The organism is Paracoccus sp. SCSIO 75233, assembly GCF_027912675.1.
Lineage (GTDB): Bacteria > Pseudomonadota > Alphaproteobacteria > Rhodobacterales > Rhodobacteraceae > Paracoccus.
This window is the reverse complement of sequence record NZ_CP115757.1, coordinates 681,244-699,659: the sequence shown is the minus strand read 5'-3', so window position 1 is coordinate 699,659 and position 18,416 is coordinate 681,244. Positions and strand designations below refer to the sequence as shown.

18 protein-coding genes are annotated in these 18,416 nt (G+C 61.3%); 10 read left to right on the top strand and 8 right to left on the bottom strand.

The window, feature by feature from the left end; translation table 11 throughout:
* Nucleotides 1-482 precede the first annotated feature (482 nt).
* The 7 genes from PAF12_RS03440 to proX all read left to right on the top strand — a co-directional run bounded on the left by PAF12_RS03440 (nt 483) and on the right by proX (nt 8,158).
* Complete coding sequence (locus tag PAF12_RS03440) at nt 483-908, top strand: SxtJ family membrane protein (protein WP_271108612.1); 426 nt, start codon at nt 483-485, stop codon at nt 906-908.
* Between the two features lie 27 nt (nt 909-935).
* A complete protein-coding gene (locus tag PAF12_RS03435; protein ID WP_271108611.1) occupies nt 936-1,085 on the top strand; it encodes a DUF5989 family protein in 150 nt (49 codons plus the stop codon).
* A 4-nt stretch (nt 1,086-1,089) separates the two neighbouring features.
* On the top strand, nt 1,090-2,928 hold the full coding sequence (locus tag PAF12_RS03430) for a carbamoyltransferase (protein WP_271108610.1): 1,839 nt from the start codon (nt 1,090-1,092) through the stop codon (nt 2,926-2,928).
* On the top strand, nt 2,903-4,306 hold the full coding sequence (locus tag PAF12_RS03425) for a hypothetical protein (protein WP_271108609.1): 1,404 nt from the start codon (nt 2,903-2,905) through the stop codon (nt 4,304-4,306). Before PAF12_RS03430 ends, PAF12_RS03425 begins: the two co-directional genes overlap by 26 nt.
* Before the next feature lie 366 nt (nt 4,307-4,672).
* Nucleotides 4,673-5,875 carry a glycine betaine/L-proline ABC transporter ATP-binding protein ProV gene (gene proV, locus PAF12_RS03420; RefSeq protein WP_271108608.1) on the top strand — a complete coding sequence of 401 codons (1,203 nt, stop codon included), beginning with the start codon at nt 4,673-4,675 and terminating at the stop codon, nt 5,873-5,875.
* Nucleotides 5,868-7,061, top strand: a complete 1,194-nt coding sequence (proW, locus tag PAF12_RS03415; RefSeq protein WP_271108607.1) for a glycine betaine/L-proline ABC transporter permease ProW — start codon at nt 5,868-5,870, stop codon at nt 7,059-7,061. The genes proV and proW overlap by 8 nt, the downstream gene beginning before the upstream one ends.
* Before the next feature lie 77 nt (nt 7,062-7,138).
* Nucleotides 7,139-8,158 carry a glycine betaine/L-proline ABC transporter substrate-binding protein ProX gene (proX, locus tag PAF12_RS03410; protein ID WP_271108606.1) on the top strand — a complete coding sequence of 340 codons (1,020 nt, stop codon included), beginning with the start codon at nt 7,139-7,141 and terminating at the stop codon, nt 8,156-8,158.
* A gap of 100 nt (nt 8,159-8,258) precedes the next feature.
* Here proX and PAF12_RS03405 read toward each other — a convergent pair whose 3' ends face one another.
* From PAF12_RS03405 to PAF12_RS03385, 5 genes are read right to left on the bottom strand one after another with little or no spacing between them, the layout of a single operon-like run.
* Nucleotides 8,259-9,593, bottom strand: coding sequence for a glutamine synthetase family protein (locus tag PAF12_RS03405; protein WP_271109641.1), 1,335 nt, complete (start codon nt 9,591-9,593; stop codon nt 8,259-8,261).
* Entirely contained in the window at nt 9,594-10,418 is an 825-nt protein-coding gene (locus tag PAF12_RS03400; RefSeq protein WP_271108605.1) for an ABC transporter permease subunit, read from the bottom strand.
* Nucleotides 10,415-11,293: an ABC transporter permease gene (locus PAF12_RS03395; protein WP_271108604.1), complete on the bottom strand. Its 879-nt coding sequence runs from the start codon at nt 11,291-11,293 to the stop codon at nt 10,415-10,417. Before PAF12_RS03395 ends, PAF12_RS03400 begins: the two co-directional genes overlap by 4 nt.
* Before the next feature lie 45 nt (nt 11,294-11,338).
* Complete coding sequence (locus PAF12_RS03390; protein ID WP_271108603.1) at nt 11,339-12,097, bottom strand: transporter substrate-binding domain-containing protein; 759 nt, start codon at nt 12,095-12,097, stop codon at nt 11,339-11,341.
* A 19-nt stretch (nt 12,098-12,116) separates the two neighbouring features.
* Nucleotides 12,117-12,902 (bottom strand): ABC transporter ATP-binding protein, encoded by a 786-nt coding sequence (locus PAF12_RS03385; RefSeq protein ID WP_271108602.1) that lies wholly within the window; start codon nt 12,900-12,902, stop codon nt 12,117-12,119.
* 89 nt (nt 12,903-12,991) lie between these two features.
* Here PAF12_RS03385 and PAF12_RS03380 point away from each other — a divergent pair, with 89 nt between their 5' ends.
* From PAF12_RS03380 to PAF12_RS03370, 3 genes are read left to right on the top strand one after another with little or no spacing between them, the layout of a single operon-like run.
* On the top strand, nt 12,992-13,690 hold the full coding sequence (locus PAF12_RS03380; RefSeq protein WP_271108601.1) for a type 1 glutamine amidotransferase: 699 nt from the start codon (nt 12,992-12,994) through the stop codon (nt 13,688-13,690).
* Between the two features lie 40 nt (nt 13,691-13,730).
* Complete coding sequence (locus tag PAF12_RS03375) at nt 13,731-15,089, top strand: glutamine synthetase family protein (RefSeq protein ID WP_271108600.1); 1,359 nt, start codon at nt 13,731-13,733, stop codon at nt 15,087-15,089.
* Nucleotides 15,090-15,119: 30 nt separating this feature from the next.
* Nucleotides 15,120-16,430 carry an FAD-binding oxidoreductase gene (locus tag PAF12_RS03370; protein ID WP_271108599.1) on the top strand — a complete coding sequence of 437 codons (1,311 nt, stop codon included), beginning with the start codon at nt 15,120-15,122 and terminating at the stop codon, nt 16,428-16,430.
* 20 nt (nt 16,431-16,450) lie between these two features.
* On the opposite strand, the gene PAF12_RS03365 is transcribed toward PAF12_RS03370, so the two are convergent.
* From PAF12_RS03365 to PAF12_RS03355, 3 genes are all read right to left on the bottom strand, one after another.
* Nucleotides 16,451-16,873, bottom strand: a complete 423-nt coding sequence (locus tag PAF12_RS03365; RefSeq protein ID WP_271109640.1) for a CoA-binding protein — start codon at nt 16,871-16,873, stop codon at nt 16,451-16,453.
* A 175-nt stretch (nt 16,874-17,048) separates the two neighbouring features.
* A complete protein-coding gene (locus PAF12_RS03360; RefSeq protein WP_271108598.1) occupies nt 17,049-17,471 on the bottom strand; it encodes a YHS domain-containing (seleno)protein in 423 nt (140 codons plus the stop codon).
* A 72-nt stretch (nt 17,472-17,543) separates the two neighbouring features.
* On the bottom strand, nt 17,544-18,344 hold the full coding sequence (locus tag PAF12_RS03355; protein WP_271108597.1) for an RNA methyltransferase: 801 nt from the start codon (nt 18,342-18,344) through the stop codon (nt 17,544-17,546).
* Nucleotides 18,345-18,416: the final 72 nt, after the last annotated feature.

Genomic DNA, 18,416 nt, shown 5'->3' with positions numbered 1-18,416 from the left:
GGACGCCGATCTTTTCCGTGACCCTGGCAGTCATATACCTCTAATTGTATTTATAGTTTTTGCACATCGTAAAGATGTATTTGATAAATCGTACAAATTTCTTTGTATCCATTTTTCGAAACCCAGGAATCTCACGGCATCCGGGCTTATACGGGAACAAGATTGAGGAAGGATTAACGCGACCGCCCGAAGCGGCCGTTCGGCACGAAATTCGCCCAGGTCCCGCCCGAAAGAAGAGACATCAAGATCAAAGCCTTGACAGAATCGAAAAACCGGAGGTCCGAATCGCAGTACGAGGTCCCGGCCTCGACGCCCCGGGATAAAGCCGCCATCGCTCAGCGCAGCCTTAGCGAAGCTGCGATAAAGACAAGACAATTATGACGTGAAATTGACGAATGACCCTGTTCAAATAAACAGGTCGGAAACCGGAATGCGGCTACCCCAAAGCTTGAAAATAAGCTGCATCTTGTTACTATCGTCGCTTGATCCATTTTGGGTTTGCCATGAATGACCGACAACAAAATGTTGACGTCAAAATGGGGTCCGAAAGAAATTTCGGGTTCGTTTTCTGCAGCATAATGACCATTATTGCCCTGTGGCCGGTGATGTCCGGAAACGGGCCGCGGATATGGCTTCTCTTGATGGCAGCCTTGCTGCTGGCTGTAACACTGGTCGCGCCGCATTTGCTGCGTCCGCTTAACCGGCTGTGGTTCAGGTTCGGCCTGCTGCTTGGCGCCATCGTCGCGCCCATCGTCATGGCGCTGGTGTATTTTCTGGCCTTCCTGCCCATCGGGGTATTGCTTCGGATTATGGGCAAGGACCTGCTGTCGACACGGCTCGACCCTGACCAGACATCCTATTGGATTGAACGCAAGGAACCACCCGGAAGCATGGAAAGGCAATTTTGAACACGACGCCCCAGGAAGGAGAATTTAGTGTCTTTTATTGCTGAGTTACGCAGTTTTTTGAGAGAGCGGAAGAAATTCTGGTTATTGCCGATCCTGATCGTTCTGGCGCTATTTGGCGGGTTGATCGTCCTCAGCCAGGGTTCCGCTGTGGCACCATTCATTTACACCCTGTTCTGACGCCATGACCTATATCCTCGGCTTGTCGGCCCTGTATCACGACAGTGCAGCCGCGCTTTTGCGTGACGGCGCTCTCGTCGCCGCCGCGCAGGAGGAGCGGTTTTCCCGCCGCAAACATGATCCCGGATTTCCCGCACAGGCAATCCGCTATGTTCTGTCCGAGGAAAATATCACGCTCGATCAGGTCGATCATGTCGTGTTTTACGACAAGCCATTTCTGAAATTTGAGCGGCTTCTGGAAAGCTATCTGGCAACCGTCCCGAAGGGGCTGCGATCCTTTTCAATGGCAATGCCGGTCTGGCTGCGGGAGAAATTATTTCTGAAAGATTTACTCATTCGGCAGTTATCCGAATTCGGACATAAATTCCCCGCCGAGAAATTGCTTTTTACCGAGCATCATATCAGCCACGCGGCCAGCGCCTTTTATCCATCGCCGTTTGACGAAGCGATTATCCTGACGATTGACGGCGTCGGGGAATGGGCGACAACAACGGTCGGGATTGGGCGCGGAAATGATCTTCAGATTGTCAAGGAACTTCATTTCCCCCACTCCCTCGGCCTGCTCTATTCGGCACTGACCTACTACACCGGGTTCCGGGTGAATTCGGGCGAATACAAGGTGATGGGACTCGCGCCTTACGGGCAGCCGGTGTTCAAGGATCGCCTGCTCGAACATGTGGTCGATCTGCGCGACGACGGCTCTTTCCGGCTGAACCAGACCTATTTCAACTATGTCTCCGGCCTGACCATGACCAGCAAGGCGATGGAGGAGTTGCTGGGCCAGCCCGTCCGTCGCCCCGATACCGATCAGCTCACACAGTTCCACATGGATGTCGCGGCCTCCATTCAGGCCGTCACCGAAGAAATCGTGTTGCGGATGACGCGGGCGCTGGCGCAGGAATATGACATTCCGGCGCTGTGCATGGCGGGCGGGGTGGCGCTGAACTGCGTTGCCAACGGCAAAATCCTGCGCGACGGCGCTTTCGAAAACCTGTGGATTCAGCCCGCTGCTGGGGATGCGGGCGGGGCGGTCGGCGCGGCGCTGGCGGCGTGGCATCAGGAACTCGGCCAGCCCCGCACCATCCCGCAGCAGCGCGACGCGATGAGCGGTGCCTATCTCGGCCCGTCCTTCAGCGACGAGGCGATCGCCCGCGAATTGCGCGCCGCCGGTGCCAGCTTCACCGAGTTGAGCGCGGCGGAGATCACGGAGCAGACGGCGCACGCACTCGCGGACGGCAAGGCCGTCGGCTGGTTTCAGGGCCGCATGGAATTCGGGCCGCGCGCCCTGGGCAACCGCTCCATCCTCGGCGATCCGCGATCCGAAACCATGCAGAAGATTTTGAATCTCAAGGTCAAATACCGGGAGAGCTTCCGCCCCTTCGCCCCCTCCGTCCTGCGCGAGGATGTCGCCGACTGGTTCGAGTTGGACAGCGACAGCCCCTATATGCTGCTCGTCGCCGATGTGCAGAAATCCATCCGCCGCGAGATGACCGCCGAGGAGCAGGCGCTGTTCGGCATCGACAAGCTGAACATCAAACGCTCCGAGATTCCGGCGGTCACGCATGTCGACTATTCGGCCCGCGTCCAGACCGTCCATCACGACACCAACCCCCGCTATCATGCGCTGATTTCCCGCTTCAAGGAGCTGACCGGCTGCCCGCTGGTGGTGAACACCTCCTTCAACGTCCGTGGCGAGCCGATTGTCTGCACCCCGACCGACGCATTCCGCTGTTTCATGGGCACGGATATCGATGTGCTGGCCGTGGGCAATTGCCTGCTGCGCAAGGAAGATCAGGACCCCGCCCTGAAAGAAAATTATGAAACCAAATACGAACTCGACTGAGGGCGGGGAGGGATCGAACCGCGCGTCCGAAGCGGCTGACGCGCCCAAGGCCCCGCCGTCAGTTCGCAGCAGGATCGGGGTTGCGGCATTCATCCTGTGCCTGCTTCCGGCCATGTATTTCCTTGCCGTCACCTCCTACGCCCTGCTGAACGCTGACGCCTATGCCTCGGACCTGCCACGGCTGCTTCGCTATGTGATCGGGCCGTTGCTGATCGCACTGGCGCTGCTTCTGGCGGCCCGGCTGCGCGACCGAGAGACGTCGCTGATGATCGGCATCACCTCTTGCGCGGTTCTGTTCGGCCTGTTCGCGTTTGAGGCCTATATGACCCTGCGCCTGCTGCCCAAACAGATCGGCGTTGTCGGCGTTCTGGATGAAGATGAAAGCGATGCGCCCTATCAAAATAACCTGCCGCCCGCCTATACGATAAAGTCCCTGAACAGCTTCAGCGGCATCGAAAAGCTGGATCAGGCGGTCCTGTCCGCCGTGCCCGATCAGCCAGTCCTGCTGTGCAGCGATGAGGGCGAGCCTGTGACCTATCAGGCGGATCGCTACGGTTTTCGCAACCCGCCCGAAGCCTATGCGGCACCGGCTGAGATCATGGTGCTGGGCGACTCCTTCGCGGAAGGGCTGTGCCTGCGCGATGGCGACGATCTGGCCAGTCAGATCCGCGCGCAGCGACCGGCTTTGATCAACACCGCCAGCCGCGGCGCTGGCCCGGTCTTTGAACTCGCCGTGCTGGGGCGTTTTGGCCCCGTGTTCCAGCCCAAGGTGACGCTGCTGGCTTTTTTCGAGGGCAATGATTGGGATAATCTGGAGGGGGAACCGGATCTGGCCTTTCTTCAGCAGGTCTTCGACCCCGACACCGATTTCGGCGCCCCTGAATGGAGCGATGCGCAGCACGAAAGAACAAAACCCGTGCTTGAAAGCTGGTGGCAGGGAAACGCCGCAACGACGAAAGAATATCTCACCCGCCGGAGCGAATTGCGAAATTTCTTCGCGTTGCAGAATACCGCTCTGGTTCTTGGGCTGCACTACCCCAAGGACGTCGACCCGAACCCCGACTATCCGGTGTTGCTGGCGCGCGCGCGGGAGATCACCGGACAGTGGGGCGGCGATCTGGTTCTGGTCTATATCCCCTCCCATGACCGTTTCGGCGGATTGTTCCCGCACCAGTTCGTTCAGGAGCCGCTGCGCCGGATGGTATATGAAGCCGCCAACCAGCAAAGCATCGAAATTATCGACCTGACTGATGTTTTCAACGACCAGCCAAGACCAAAACGCTTCTACGCCGCCGATTCGCATTTCAATGCGGAAGGTGCATCCGTTGCCGCCGATGCCATCGTCAAACAGCTGAAATCCGGCGGCTTTATCGAGTAAACGCTGCAGCGGCGGCCGGTCACGAATATCTGCCACCCCGAACGCGATGGATGCGATCTGGCCCGATCTTCACCACCTCACACGGGCGGCACAGACATTCCCCCCATGCGCAAAGCGCAAGGGATTGCCTGCATTCACTTATACCGCAAACTGGGCCTTTTTCCCGACCAGACGATGACGCGCCGCGCGGTAACCAAGAAATTTCCCCCGATTGTTTGCAATTCAGGGCTGTTTGTTGCAGGTTCTACCCGAAACAAAAATTCATCATGTCTGATGCCCCGTTTTGCGGGAGTAGCTGGCAGTTCTGCCGCTGTATCGACTTGTTCTCAAGTCACCTAATCAGACCAGTAAGCGAAAGGCACGGTTTTGGACGCAGACGCTGCGCTATCCGTAGAACGACTCTTCAAAGTCTTCGGGGACGAGCCGGAAAAAGCCATCGGGCTTTATCGGGAAGGGTTGGAGAAAGATCAGGTTTTTGAGCGGACGGGGATGACGATTGGTGTCTGCGACGCCAGTTTCGAGGTTCGCGAAGGCGAGATTTTCGTCGTCATGGGCCTGTCGGGTTCCGGGAAATCGACGCTTGTGCGCATGTTGAACCGCCTCATCGATCCATCCTCCGGGGCGATTGTGGTCAAGGGGCAGGACATCGCCAAGATGAATGACCGGGAGCTGAACGAATTCCGGCGCAAGCATATCTCGATGGTGTTCCAGTCCTTCGCGCTGATGCCGCACATGACCGTGCTGCAAAACGCGGCGTTCGGGCTGGAACTGTCAGGCGTTCCGCTGGCCGAGCGTGAGAAACGTGCGATGGCCGCGCTTGAACAGGTCGGGCTGGGCCAGCATCCGAAAAGCTATCCCAACGAGCTTTCGGGCGGGATGCAGCAGCGTGTCGGTCTGGCGCGTGCGCTTGCGAACGATCCCTCGATCCTGCTGATGGACGAGGCGTTCTCCGCGCTCGATCCGCTGATCCGGACCGAGATGCAGGATGAGTTGCTGGAGTTGCAGGAGAAGGAAAAGCGCACGATCATCTTCATTTCGCATGATCTGGACGAGGCGATGCGCATCGGCGACCGGATCGCGATCATGGAAGGCGGCAAGGTCGTGCAGGTCGGGCGTCCCGACGAAATCCTGAACAACCCGGCGAATGACTATGTCCGCTCCTTCTTCCGTGGCGTCGACATCACCGGGGTGATCTCCGTCGGTGATATTGCGCAGAAAAAACAGGTCACGGTGCTGGATGGCATGGGCAAGGTCCATGCCGCGCGTGAACGCATCGCCGCCGCCGACCGGAATTTCGCCTATGTCGTCGATAATTCGCAGAAATTCAAAGGCATCGTTTCAGCAAAAACGCTGGAACGTGAAATGAAATCGCCCGACCCGCAGCTCTCGCGGGCCTTCCTGCCTGAAATCGAACCCCTGCCCGCCGATGCGCGGATCGGGGATGTCATCGGCACCGTCAATGCAGCGCCCTGCGGGCTTCCCGTGGTCGATGAGAAGGGGCGCTATCTCGGCGTCGTCTCGCGCGCTGTGCTGCTGGGCGCTCTGGAAAGGGATAATGAAGATGAGTGATGCAATCTCAGGCGACGTTATCATCCTCGCACAGGCGGACAGCGACGCCGCCGATCCGTGGGGCAGCGCAAGCGTCACAACGGACGAGGCCCCGGGGGAGGCACCCGCAGGCGCCTCCTCCGGCGATGACGCAGCCGCAGACAATCCCTGGGGCGCCACCACATCCGACAATGCGGCCCAAAGCGATACGCCGGATTGGGTCTCCGGCGTCGGAGAGGCGCAGGAAAGCAGCTTCGACATCATGGACCCGTTCGACCACGCGGTTATCCCGATTGAAGATTGGGTGGAAAGCGCGCTCGATTTCGTCGTCACCAATTTCCGGCCCGTGTTTCAGGCGATCCGCTGGCCCGTGGACGGCGTTCTCAGCACGATCGAGGCCGCGTTGCTGGGCGTGCCTGCGCTGATCATGGTGGCGCTGATCGGGCTTCTGGCCTGGCAGACCTCCGGCCCGCGTCTGGGGATCGGGGCGGTGCTGTCCTTCATCTTCATCGGGCTGATCGGCGCATGGGATGAAACGATGGTGACGCTGGCACTGGTCTTCACCTCGGTGTTCTTCTGCATCCTGATCGGGCTGCCGACGGGGATCTGGCTCGCCCGCAACGACCGGGCGGCGACGATCATGCGGCCGATCCTTGATGCGATGCAGACGACGCCGGCCTTTGTCTATCTGGTGCCCATCGTCATGCTGTTCGGCATCGGCAATGTGCCGGGCGTGGTGGTGACGATCATCTTCGCCCTGCCGCCGCTGATCCGGCTGACCAATCTCGGCATCCGGCAGGTGCCCGGCGATCTGATCGAAGCCGCGAAAAGCTTCGGCGCGTCCGACAAGCAGATGCTGCGCAAGGTGCAGCTTCCCGTGGCCATGCCCACGATCATGGCGGGCGTGAACCAGACGCTGATGCTGGCACTGTCGATGGTGGTCATCGCCTCGATGATCGCGGTTGGCGGTCTGGGCCAGATGGTGCTGCGCGGCATTGGCCGGCTGGATATGGGGCTGGCCACGGTTGGCGGGCTCGGCATCGTGCTGCTTGCCATCATCATCGACCGCATGACGCAATCCATGGGCGTTTCCAGCCGCGATCGCGGCAATGTCGCATGGAACGAACGCGGCCCTGTCGGGTTGGTCCGGCGTCTTCTTGACCGTGGCTCACGAGGCGACGCGCAGCAGACCAGCGCCGCCGAATAGCCCGAACAATCAGCTTTCACCCGAACGGCGCAAAACGCGCCGACGATAACCGAAGAGTTCCAACGGAAGGAAAATTCATGTTCGCCAAACTGACACGCACCAGCATCGCGGCCCTGACGGCTGCCGGTATCGGCCTTGCCGCAGGCGGCGCAGCCCTCGCCCAGGACATGCCCGGCGAAGGCGTGACCGTCACCCCGCTGAAATCCTCGATTGCGGAAGAAACCTTCCAGACGCTTCTGGTCATGAAGGCCCTTGAGGAACTGGGCTACGAGGTCGAGGACATCAAAGAGCTGGAATACGCCGCAGCCCACATCGCCATCGCCAATGGCGACGGCACCTTCCTCGCCGATCACTGGAACCCGCTGCACACCGATTTCTATGAACAAGCCGGCGGGGACGAAAAAATCTACCGCGAAGGCACCTATTCGCCCGGCGCCTTGCAGGGCTATCTGATCGACAAGGCGACCGCCGATGAATACGCCATCACCAATATCGAGCAGATGAAAGACCCCGAAATCGCCAAGCTGTTCGACAATAACGGCGACGGCACCGCCGATCTGACCGGCTGCACGCCGGGCTGGGGCTGCGAGCAGGTGATCGAGCATCAGCTTGACGCGTTCGAGCTGCGCGACACCGTGACCCATAATCAGGGCTCCTACTCGGCCATCATCGCCGACACCATTACCCGCTACAAGAATGGCGAGCCGGTGTTCTACTACACCTGGACGCCTTACTGGGTGTCAGGCGTGCTGGTCCCGGGTGAGGATGTGGTCTGGCTGGAAGTGCCGTTCTCCTCGCTGCCGGGTGAGCGCGCGGATGTCGACACCACCCTGCCCAACGGCAAGAATTACGGCTTCCAGGCCAACACCCAGCACATCATCGCCAACCGCGAATGGGCAGAGGCAAACCCGGCTGCGGCCAAGCTGTTCTCGATCATGGAACTGTCCTCGAACGACATCAGCGCCGAGAACCTGCTGATGCAGGAAGGCCAGGACTCCGAAGCCGATATCGAGCGCCACGCCGATGCCTGGATCGAAGCCAACCGGGCCACCTTCGACGGCTGGCTGGAAGAAGCCCGCGCAGCAGCAGCGGAATAATCCGCAGCACCATGCGCGATAAAAACGCGAAATGCCGGCCTTCGGGGCCGGCATTTTTCATATCAGCGAGGCCGTAAGTCGCGCAGAAAGTGGGAACGGTTCAAACCGTATCCAGATACAGCTCAACCGTTTCTTCGTCGCTCAGCTCTGCCATGTAATGCAGCTCCTGCCGTTTGGTCATCAGCAGGTTGTCGATCAGATGCTGCGGGAAGATGCGCTTCATTTCGCTGCATCCGGCAAATGCCTCGATCGCGTCGGACCATGTGCCGGGAAGCTGTTCGAGGCCTTTGTCATAGGCGTTGCCCTCGAATGGCGGGGGCGGGTCCAGCCGGTCTTCGATGCCGTTCAGCGCCGCGCCGAGGATGGCGGCAATGGTCAGGTAAGGGTTCACGTCACCACCCGCGACGCGATGTTCGATCCGGCGCGCCTTCGGGCCGGAGGCGGGGATGCGGATCGCCGCCGTGCGGTTTTCATAGGCCCAGCCGATGCCGGTCGGGGCGTGGGCGTTCGGGACCAGCCGGTCATAGCTGTTTTCATGCGGCGCAAACAGCAGGGTGGAGCCGGGCATGGCGCGCAGCAGGCCACCGACCGCATGGCGCATCGTATCGGCCCCCTTCGGGCCGCCATCGTCGAAGATATTGTTGCCCTCGGTATCCAGGACCGAGAAATGCACATGCATCCCCGACCCCGACCAGACATCATAGGGTTTCGCCATGAAGCTGGCCGCGAAGCCGAATTCCCGCGCCACACCCTTGGTCGCCATCTTGAACAGCCAGGCATCGTCCGCCGCTTTCAGTGGATCGGGCTGATGCATCATATTGATCTCGAACTGGCCGAGTGCTGCTTCGGAGATCGCGGTATCTGCGGGAATATCCATTGCCTCGCAGGCGTCGTAAAGCCGGGTGAAGAACTGATCGAACGCGTCGAGCGCGCGCAGCGACAGCGTCTCCGCCCCGGTGCGGCGCTTGCCGGAGCGCGGGCTGGCGGGCACGCGCAGCGTCTTGCCGGAATCGTCGATGACGAAAAACTCAAGCTCCGTCGCGACCACCGGGGTCAGACCTGCGGCCTTGTAGCGGTCCACGATCCGGGCCAGCGCCTGACGGGGATCGCCGTCATAGGGCCTGCCATCGGGGTGGAACATCCAGATCGGCAGCAGCGCCGAGGGCGAACCCAGCCACGGCATCGGCATGAAGCCGCGTTCCGTCGGCAGCAGCAGCGCATCGGGATCGCCGGTTTCGAAGACCAGCGGGCTGTCCTCAATATCCTCGCCCCAAATGTCCATATTGAGAACGGAATAGGGAAATTTCGTCCCCTCGGTCAGCAATTTCTGGGCGAAGCGCGCCGGAACACGCTTGCCGCGCGCCACGCCATTCAGATCGGCGGCGGCGACACGGATGGTCCGCACCTCGGGATGTTCGGCAAGCCAGCTCAAAATTCACCTGATCAGTTGGGGCCTGTAGCGAATACGCCGCGCCGATCCGGGAAGATGCCGGTTCAGTCTTTGGTTGACCAGACCGAACAGCGAAATCAGCAGCAGCGTCAGCAGGATGAAATAGCCCGCAGCAATCGGATAGGCAACGAAGGGATTGAAGGTCTTGTCGGCAAAATAGCTGGCGTAATAGAGCGTGTCGCCCTTCTGCGCGAAAGCCGGGAAGCTGGAGAAGAAGACCAGCGTTGTGGCATGGAACAGGAAAATCGCCTCATTGGTATAGGCGGGCCAGCCCAGTCTCAGCATGGTCGGCCAGACGACACGGCGGAATTTCTTCCAGCCGGTCAGACCATAGGCATCGGCGGCTTCCAGATCGCCCTTCGGGACCGATTGCAGTGCGCCGTAGAAAATTTCGGCGGAATAGGCGGCCGTGTTCAGCACCAGCACGATCAGCGCACCCGCCCAGGCCTTGGTCAGCCAGCTTGTGGCGATGGTGATGCCCAACACCTCGATCCCCGCACTCGGCAGCAGCACGAAAAGCTGATAGGCGAGGAAGAACTGGATGAACAGCGGACTGCCGCGGAAGACGAAGATAAACCACTCCGCCGGTTTGCGCAGCCAGACCGGCCCGGCGGCTTTTGCGACCGCCAGCGCATTGGCGAGGAAGAACCCGAACAGCAGCGCGAAGAACCCGAAATACAGGTTCCACAGCATCCCGGACCCGATCAGCGTGAACTGGGTGCACAGGTCGAAATCCGTGCGCGGCAGCAGCCTTTCGCCGATGCCGATGGAGCGCAGGCCGAAATCGAGGATTGTCTGACCGCAGCTCATGCGTCCGCCTTTCGCAGCGCTTCACCCGCCATTGTCGACTGCCCGATCGAAAGCCGCCGGGTCAGCCTGCGCAGGACGCGTTCGGACACCCATGTCATGAACAGGTAGAACACCAGAATGCCGAGGAAATAATAGAGCCGCCAATCGGGGTGCGGATAAGCGTAAGACCCGGTCTTGGAGGCCCCGAGCTCCCGCGCCCAATAGACGATATCCTCCACCCCCAGCAGGAACAGAAGCGGCGTCGCCTTTATCAGGATCATCCACAGATTGCTCAGCCCCGGCACCGCATAGGACCACATTTGCGGGATCAGCACACGGCGGTTCACCTGCCGCTGGTTCATGCCATACGCCTCGGCGGTTTCAAGCTGCGCGCGCGGCACGGCATTCATGGCACCGTAAAGCACATTCGCGGCGAAGGCACCGAACACGACCGAAAAGGCGAGGATGGCCAGAAACATGCCATAAGCGTCATGCACCCATTCCGGGCTGGCCGCGAGCGGCAGCTTGGCATCAGCGCAGACGATAAACTCATTGCCCTGCCTGACCGGGACCGATGTGTCGCAATAGACGCGTGAGCGCAGATATTCGAATAGCTGATCGAGCGCGATCGGCACGAACATGAAGAAGATAATGTCCGGCACACCACGCACCATCGAGGTGTAGATTTTACCGAACCAGCGCAGCGGCGCGACCTGAGAGCGCGCGGCGAGCGCACCGCCGAAACCGAACAGCAACGCGATTGGCGCGGTTACGACAAGCAGGAACAGCACCGTGCCAAAACTGGCATAGAACTGCATATGGGTGCCTGTCGTCAGATAGCACGACAGCCATTTCAGCCCTTCAAGCGAGCCGGGATCGGCGCAATATTCGAACATCCGGGTAAGCGCCCCGCCACCCGGAAAGGCGGCGGGGCATGGTCCTTATTCCGCAGCCTCGGACGCCGGAACGCCCTTGCCGTCGGCACCGAAGATCAGGGCTTCTTCGCCGAACCATTCAACGATCAGATCGTTGAGCGAGCCGTCCTCTTTCATGGAGGCGAGGGCCGTGTTCAGCTTCTCTTTCAGCTCGGTATCCGACTGGCGCAGGCCGATGCCGATGCCCTCGTCGAGGAACACCTGATCGCCGACGAACATCAGGTCGTCGCTGCCGTCGACAAAGGGACGCACCACCTCATGATCGCCGAAACCGGCGTCGGATTCGCCATTGCGCACGGCGGAGGCGACTTCGTCGATGGTGGCGAATTCCAGCAGCGTCGCGCCGCTTTCGGTCACATAGGTCGCCTGCACGGTGCTGGTCTGCGCCGCCACGACACCCGACAGATCGGCATCTTCGCCAAGCGCGATATAGGAGGACGGGGCGGGCGGCAGATAGGCGTCGGAGAAGTCGATGGACTCCTTACGCTCTGCGGTCACGCTCATCGCGGCCAGAATGGCATCATAGTTGCCGGAGACGAGGTTCGGGATGATCGAATCCCAGTCATTCTTGACCCAGACGCATTCCAGTTCGGCCCGTTTGCAGACCTCGTTGCCGACCGCGATGTCGAAACCGTCAAGATCTCCTGCTTCGTTCACGAGGTTATAGGGAGGGTACGCGCCTTCGGAGGCGATCCGCACCGGGGCCGCGCTTGCAAGACCGGCTGTGAAAGCCAGTGCTGCGGTGCCGAGGATGAATTTCTTCATAGTCTTCTCCTGTTGGTAGTCAGTTCGCCATCGTGGCGCTGAGGAACTGGCGCAGCCGGTCTGTCTTCGGCGCGCCGAAAACCTGATCGGGCGGACCTTCTTCTTCGATCCGTCCCTGATGCAGGAACACGACGTGATCGCTGACATCGGCAGCAAGCCGCATGTCATGGGTCACGAGAATCATGGTGCGATGCTCGGCGGCGAGATCCTTGATGACCTTCACCACCTCCTGCTGGAGTTCGGGGTCAAGCGCGCTTGTCGGTTCATCGAACAGCAATGCCCGCGGCTCCATGCACAATGCGCGGGCAATGGCGGCGCGCTGTTGCTGGCCGCCGGAAAGCTGTGCGGGCCACGCATCCGCCTTGGACCCGATCCCGACCTTGTCCAGAAGCGCACGGGCGCGCGGCTCGACCTCGGCCTTGTTCTGGCCAAGCACGGTCACCGGCGCCTCCATGACGTTCTGGAGAATCGTCATATGCGCCCACAGGTTGAACTGCTGGAACACCATCGCAAGCTGTGTCCGCATCCGCGTGACCTGGGCGCGATTTGCGGGAATGCGACCGCCGCCCTGCCCTTTCCACTCCACCGGCTCCCCGGCGAACAGGATTTCGCCTTTCTGACTGTTTTCCAACAGGTTACAGCAACGCAACATCGTCGATTTGCCTGAGCCGGACGATCCGATCAGGCTGACAACATGGCCGCGCTCCGCGCTGAGGGAGACACCTTTGAGCACCTCGAGCTGCCCATAGGATTTGTGCAGTTCGCGGATCTCGATAACGGGCGTATTGTTCGTATCACTTTTCATGTTGCCGCGTATCTGGCGCGAAACCGATACGGATTGCAACGACTTCGTGCCTCGCCTAACCTGCGCGAAACAGAATTTGGCGGAAAAATATGCAAATCGGTATTCTGCAAACCGGCCGGTCGCCCGAAGATCTGACACAAAAGATCGGCGATTATCCCGATATGTTCGTGAAGTTGCTGGACGGGCGCGGCTTTGCTTTCCGCAACTATTATGTCGAAGGGATGGAGTTTCCCGATTCCGTCCACAACGCCGATGGCTGGCTGATCACCGGATCGCGCCACGGAGCCTATGAGCCGCATGACTGGATTCCCCCGCTGGAGGAATTTATCCGTGCCGCCTATGACGCCGCCGTGCCGACAGTCGGTATCTGTTTCGGCCACCAGATCATCGCGCAGGCGCTTGGCGGGAAGGTCGAGAAATTCCCCGGCGGCTGGTCCATCGGCGCGCAGCAATATCAGTTCGGCGACGAAACCCTGACCCTGAACGCCTGGCATCAGGATCAGGTCACAGAGCGCCCGCCGACAGCCGAGGTCGCGGGCCGCAGCGGCTTCTGCGAAAACGCCGCCCTGATCTATCCCGGCCGCGCCTTCACCGTGCAGGCGCATCCGGAGTTCAGCGATACGGTCGTTGAGGGGCTGCTGGACACACGCGCACGGGGCGTGGTGCCGGAGGCGTTGCAGGACAAGGCCCGCGCCAGCCTTGGCGGCAAGCGCGACAGCAAGATCCTCGCCGACCGGATCGAGGCGTTTTTCCGCGACAACGCAGCCGATCAGCAGGGGGCGGCGTGACCGCCCTCACCGACCAGAAACAGAACCAACAAGGTGATTCATGACAGCCGACTGGCTGGAGAAAACCTCGCAGGCAGCGCAGGACTATGTGGCCGGGCGCCGGCTGGATGAAATCGAATGTATCGTGGCGGATATCGCCGGGGTGGCGCGCGGCAAGGCCATGCCCGCCTCAAAATTCGCCCGGCAGGAAAAATTCTACCTGCCGAATTCGATCTTCCTGCAAACCATTACCGGGGAATGGGCCGACAACCCCTCCGGCGCGTTTACTGAACCGGATATGATCCTTGCGCCGGATTACTCGACCGCGACCGCCGCACCCTGGACCGCGGATTTCACGCTTCAGGTCATCCACGACGTCTATGACCAGCAAGGTCTGCCGGTGCCGGTCGCGCCGCGCAATGTGCTGAAACGCGTCGTCGGGCTGTTCAGGGAGCATGGCTGGCGACCCATTGTCGCACCGGAGATGGAGTTCTTCCTCGTCGCCCGGAACACCGACCCGAACCAGCCCGTAATCCCGCCAATGGGCCGCACCGGACGGCGCGCGGCGGCAAAACAGGCCTATTCGCTGTCAGCCGTCGATGAGTACGGCAAGGTAATCGACGACATCTATGATTTCGCCGAGGCGCAAGGGTTCGAAATCGACGGCATCCTTCAGGAAGGCGGCGCAGGTCAGATCGAGATCAACCTTGCCCACGGCGATCCGGTGAAGCTGGCCGATGAGATTTTCTTCTTCAAACGCCTGATCCGCGAGGCGGCGCTGCGTCACGATTGCTACGCCACCTTCATGGCCAAACCGATCGAGGGCGAACCCGGCTCGGCCATGCATATCCATCACTCGGTCGTGGATATCGAAACCGGCAAGAACATCTTCTCGGACGACAAGGGACGCGAAGCACCGGCCTTCCTGCATTTCATCGCCGGGATGCAGAAGCATCTGCCTGCCGCCATTGCGCTGCTGGCGCCCTATGTGAACTCTTACCGCCGCTATGTCCCGGATTTTGCCGCGCCGATCAATCTGGAATGGGGCCGCGACAACCGCACCACGGGGCTGCGGGTGCCGATCTCCGGCCCGGATGCGCGGCGGGTGGAGAACCGGCTGGCCGGGATGGATTGCAACCCCTATCTGGGCATCGCGGCCTCGCTCGCCTGCGGTCTTCTGGGTCTGCGCGAGGGCAACGATCCGCGCCCCGAATGCATCGGCGACGCCTATATCGGCGAGGATGAATTGCCGCTGACGCTGGGCGACGCGCTCGACCTGATGGCGGAAAGCGACAAGATGCGCGACGTTCTGGGCGAGGATTTCGCTGCCGTCTACGAATCCGTCAAGCGCAACGAATATAAAGAATTCCTTCAGGTCATCAGCCCGTGGGAACGCGAACATCTGCTGCTGAACGTGTGATCGCTGCGGCGCATCGCTGAGAGGACCGGCATGGACCTGCTGTTTTCCAATGACAGGCGCGGCGAATATCCGCCCTCGCTTTATGCGTCTCAGGTCGATCTGCTCGACCCGTTCCCGGCGCTGACGGGCGAGGCAAGGGCGGATGTCTGCATCGTCGGCGCGGGCTATACCGGCCTGTCAGCGGCGCTGCATCTGGCGGAAAGAGGTTTCGATGTCGCCCTGCTGGAGGCGCACCGGGTCGGCTTCGGCGCATCCGGGCGCAATGGCGGGCAGATCGGCTCCGGCCAGCGGCTCGACCCGCAGGAGTTGGAGGGCATCGCCGGGAAGGAAACCGCCCGGATACTGTGGGATATGGCGGAGGACGCCAAGGCGCTGACCCGCGATCTCGCCGCCCGCAGCGGGGTCAGGCTGCATGATGGCGTCGCGCATGCGTTCCGCACGTCTTCAGAACTGGACGCCGCCCGGCGCGAGATCGAACATCTGGCGAGAGACTACGATTATGACCGGGTGGAGAGTTTCGGGGCGGAAGCGTTTCGAGAGATCCTGCCCTCACCCGCCTATCAGGGCGGCGCGCTCGATCATGGGGCCGGGCATGTGAACCCGCTGGCGCTGGCGCTCGGCATGGCGCGGCTGGCGCGCGATGCCGGGGCGCGCATCCACGAAAACAGCCATGTCACGCAGATCGAGTTCGCCACGGACGCCACCGGAAAATCGCTGCTGCGGACAGAGGCCGGGGCGATACGCTGCGACCATGTGATCCTCGCCTGCAACGGCTATCTCGGCGATCTGTCGCGCGAGGTCGCCTCGCGGGTCATGCCGATCAACAATTTCATCGCCGCAACCGCCCCGCTCGGCGCGCGCGCCGCTGATGTGCTGCGCCGCCGGATCGCGGTGCATGACACGAAATTCGTGGTGAATTACTGGCGGCTGGACGATGAGGACCGGCTGGTCTTCGGCGGCGGCGAGAATGTCAGCTACCGCTTCCCGCAGGACATCGCCAGCAAGGTGCGCAAACCGCTGGCGCAGATATATCCCGATCTGGCCGATATTCCCTTCACCCATGCTTGGGGCGGCACGCTGGCGATCACCATGAACCGCCTGCCCTGTTTTGCCCGCCCGGCACCGAATGCGCTGTCTGCCAGCGGTTTTTCGGGACATGGCGTGGCACTTGCGACGCTGGCAGGCAGGCAGATGGCCGAGGCCGTGGCCGGTCAGGCCGAAGGGTTCGACATTATGGCAGCCCTGCCCTCGCCCAGATTTCCGGGCGGCGCGCTGCTGCGCTGGCCAATGCTCGTCGCCGGGATGAGCTGGTACGCGCTGCGCGACAGGCTGGGGTTCTGAAGGGGCGAAGCGTCGCGGACCTAACCCAGACGCGGAAACTCGATCTTCGGGCAGCGGTCCTGCACGACCACCTTGCCTGCGGTCTCCGCCGCTGCTGCGGCTTCGTCATTGCGCACACCCAGCTGCATCCAGATGAATTTCAGATCCGGCAACACGGTCAGCGCCTCATCGACAACGCCGGGCACCGCGTCGGAGCGACGGAAAATATCGACCATATCGACCTTCGCATCCGCCGGAATCGCGCTGAGATCGGCGTAAACCGTCTCGCCCAGGATCTGGTCCCCGGCATGGCCCGGATTGACCGGAATGATCCTGTAGCCCAGCCCCTGAAGGAAACGGGCCACGCCCCAGCTTGGCCTGTCCGATTTCGGCGAAAGCCCAACCACGGCAATGGTTTTGGTCTCATCCTTGATGCGACGGATCGTTTCGGTGTCAGCCATCATCTCCTCCAAATCAGCCTTCATAAAAAAGCGCCCGGTCAAAAAGGCCGGGCGCAAGTCGCGGAACGAGGGACAGTGATCTGGGCGCGGCCGTTCCGTGGCAACGCGCCCGTGTATCCAATATGGGGACCGATTCGCGGTTTCCAAGCCTTGTCGCGATTTCGTTACATTTCGGCGATCAACCGCCGATCTCCAGCCACATATCCTTGGCTTTCATCAGAAGTTCGCGCGGTTGCTCCAGCAAACGCTGCTTCCGGGCGGGCGTTGCGACCAGATAAACCCGCTGCCCGATGGTCACGAATTGACGCGGATCGCCCGGCTCCGAACGCCCTTCGGCAAGCGCCACGACGCATAGCCCGTCAAATCCCGGCGTATAGGCGCGCGGATTGGCCTCGAACCGGGCCCGGTTTTCCTCGCTGGCGAAGTGATATTCCTTGCCCCGCCAACTCGTCACCACATCCCCGCGTCCCTGCACGGCTGCATTCTGGGTCAGATAGGCAACCGGATCATAGCCGCCAAGCGCCCAGTTCTGCGCATAGGCACCGAGCGGCAAAGCAACGAGGAGTGAGAAAGCAGCGAGGCGGCGGGTAATTTTCAGCATCTTACCGATAACACTTGTGTCCTCATGACATGGCAGTGCAACCAGAACATGTCCATGATTCGGGCTGCGGCATCAAGGTGATGTGAAACGTCGTGCGGCAGCATAAAGCGAAATCGCGGCGGCATTCGACACATTCAGCGAACCGAACGGCCCTGAGAACGGGATTTTGGCAAGATGGTCACAGGTTTCGCGGGTCTTCTCCCGCAGGCCCGGCCCTTCCGCCCCCAGAACGAGGCAAACCGGACGCCCGCCGACCTCATCCAGCACATGCTCCAGATCCGCCTCCGCCTCACCGGCGAGGCCGATGACGACGTAGCCCAGATCCTTGAGCGCGATCAGCGCATCGGCCAGATTGCCGATCCTGAGATAGGGCTGACGCTCCAGCGCGCCGGATGCGGTCTTGGCAAGCGCCCCGGTCTCGGGCGCCGTATGACGGGCGGGCGCAATGACTGCGCGCGCACCGAACACCTCGGCCGATCGCAGGATGGCGCCGACATTATGCGGATCCGTCACCCGGTCCAGAGCGACAACCATCGGTTGCCCCCGGCCCGAGACGGCGACCTCTTCCAGACCACCCCAAGCAAGCGGCCTGACCTCCAGCGCGCAGCCCTGATGCACGCTGTCGGGCGGCAGCCCCACGACGCGGTCGAAAACCCGTGCATCGGTGATCTCCGGCTCCAGCCCGCCGGTCCCGCCCAGCCGGTCAAGCGCGTTCTGCGTGACCACAAGCCGCAGCTTCTCACGCGCCGGGTTGGACAGCGCATCGCGCACCGCATGCAACCCGAACAGCCAGATCGTCTCCGCCGCCGAGGCCTTTTTCGCACGTTCCTTGGCGATGACCCAGTCGGGCTTCCGGTTCTTGCGCTCGCTCATCAAATGTTCCTTTCGCCGGCCCTTCTGCGCCATCCCCGGCCCCGCTGGCAACCCCGCATGAAATTATGCCCA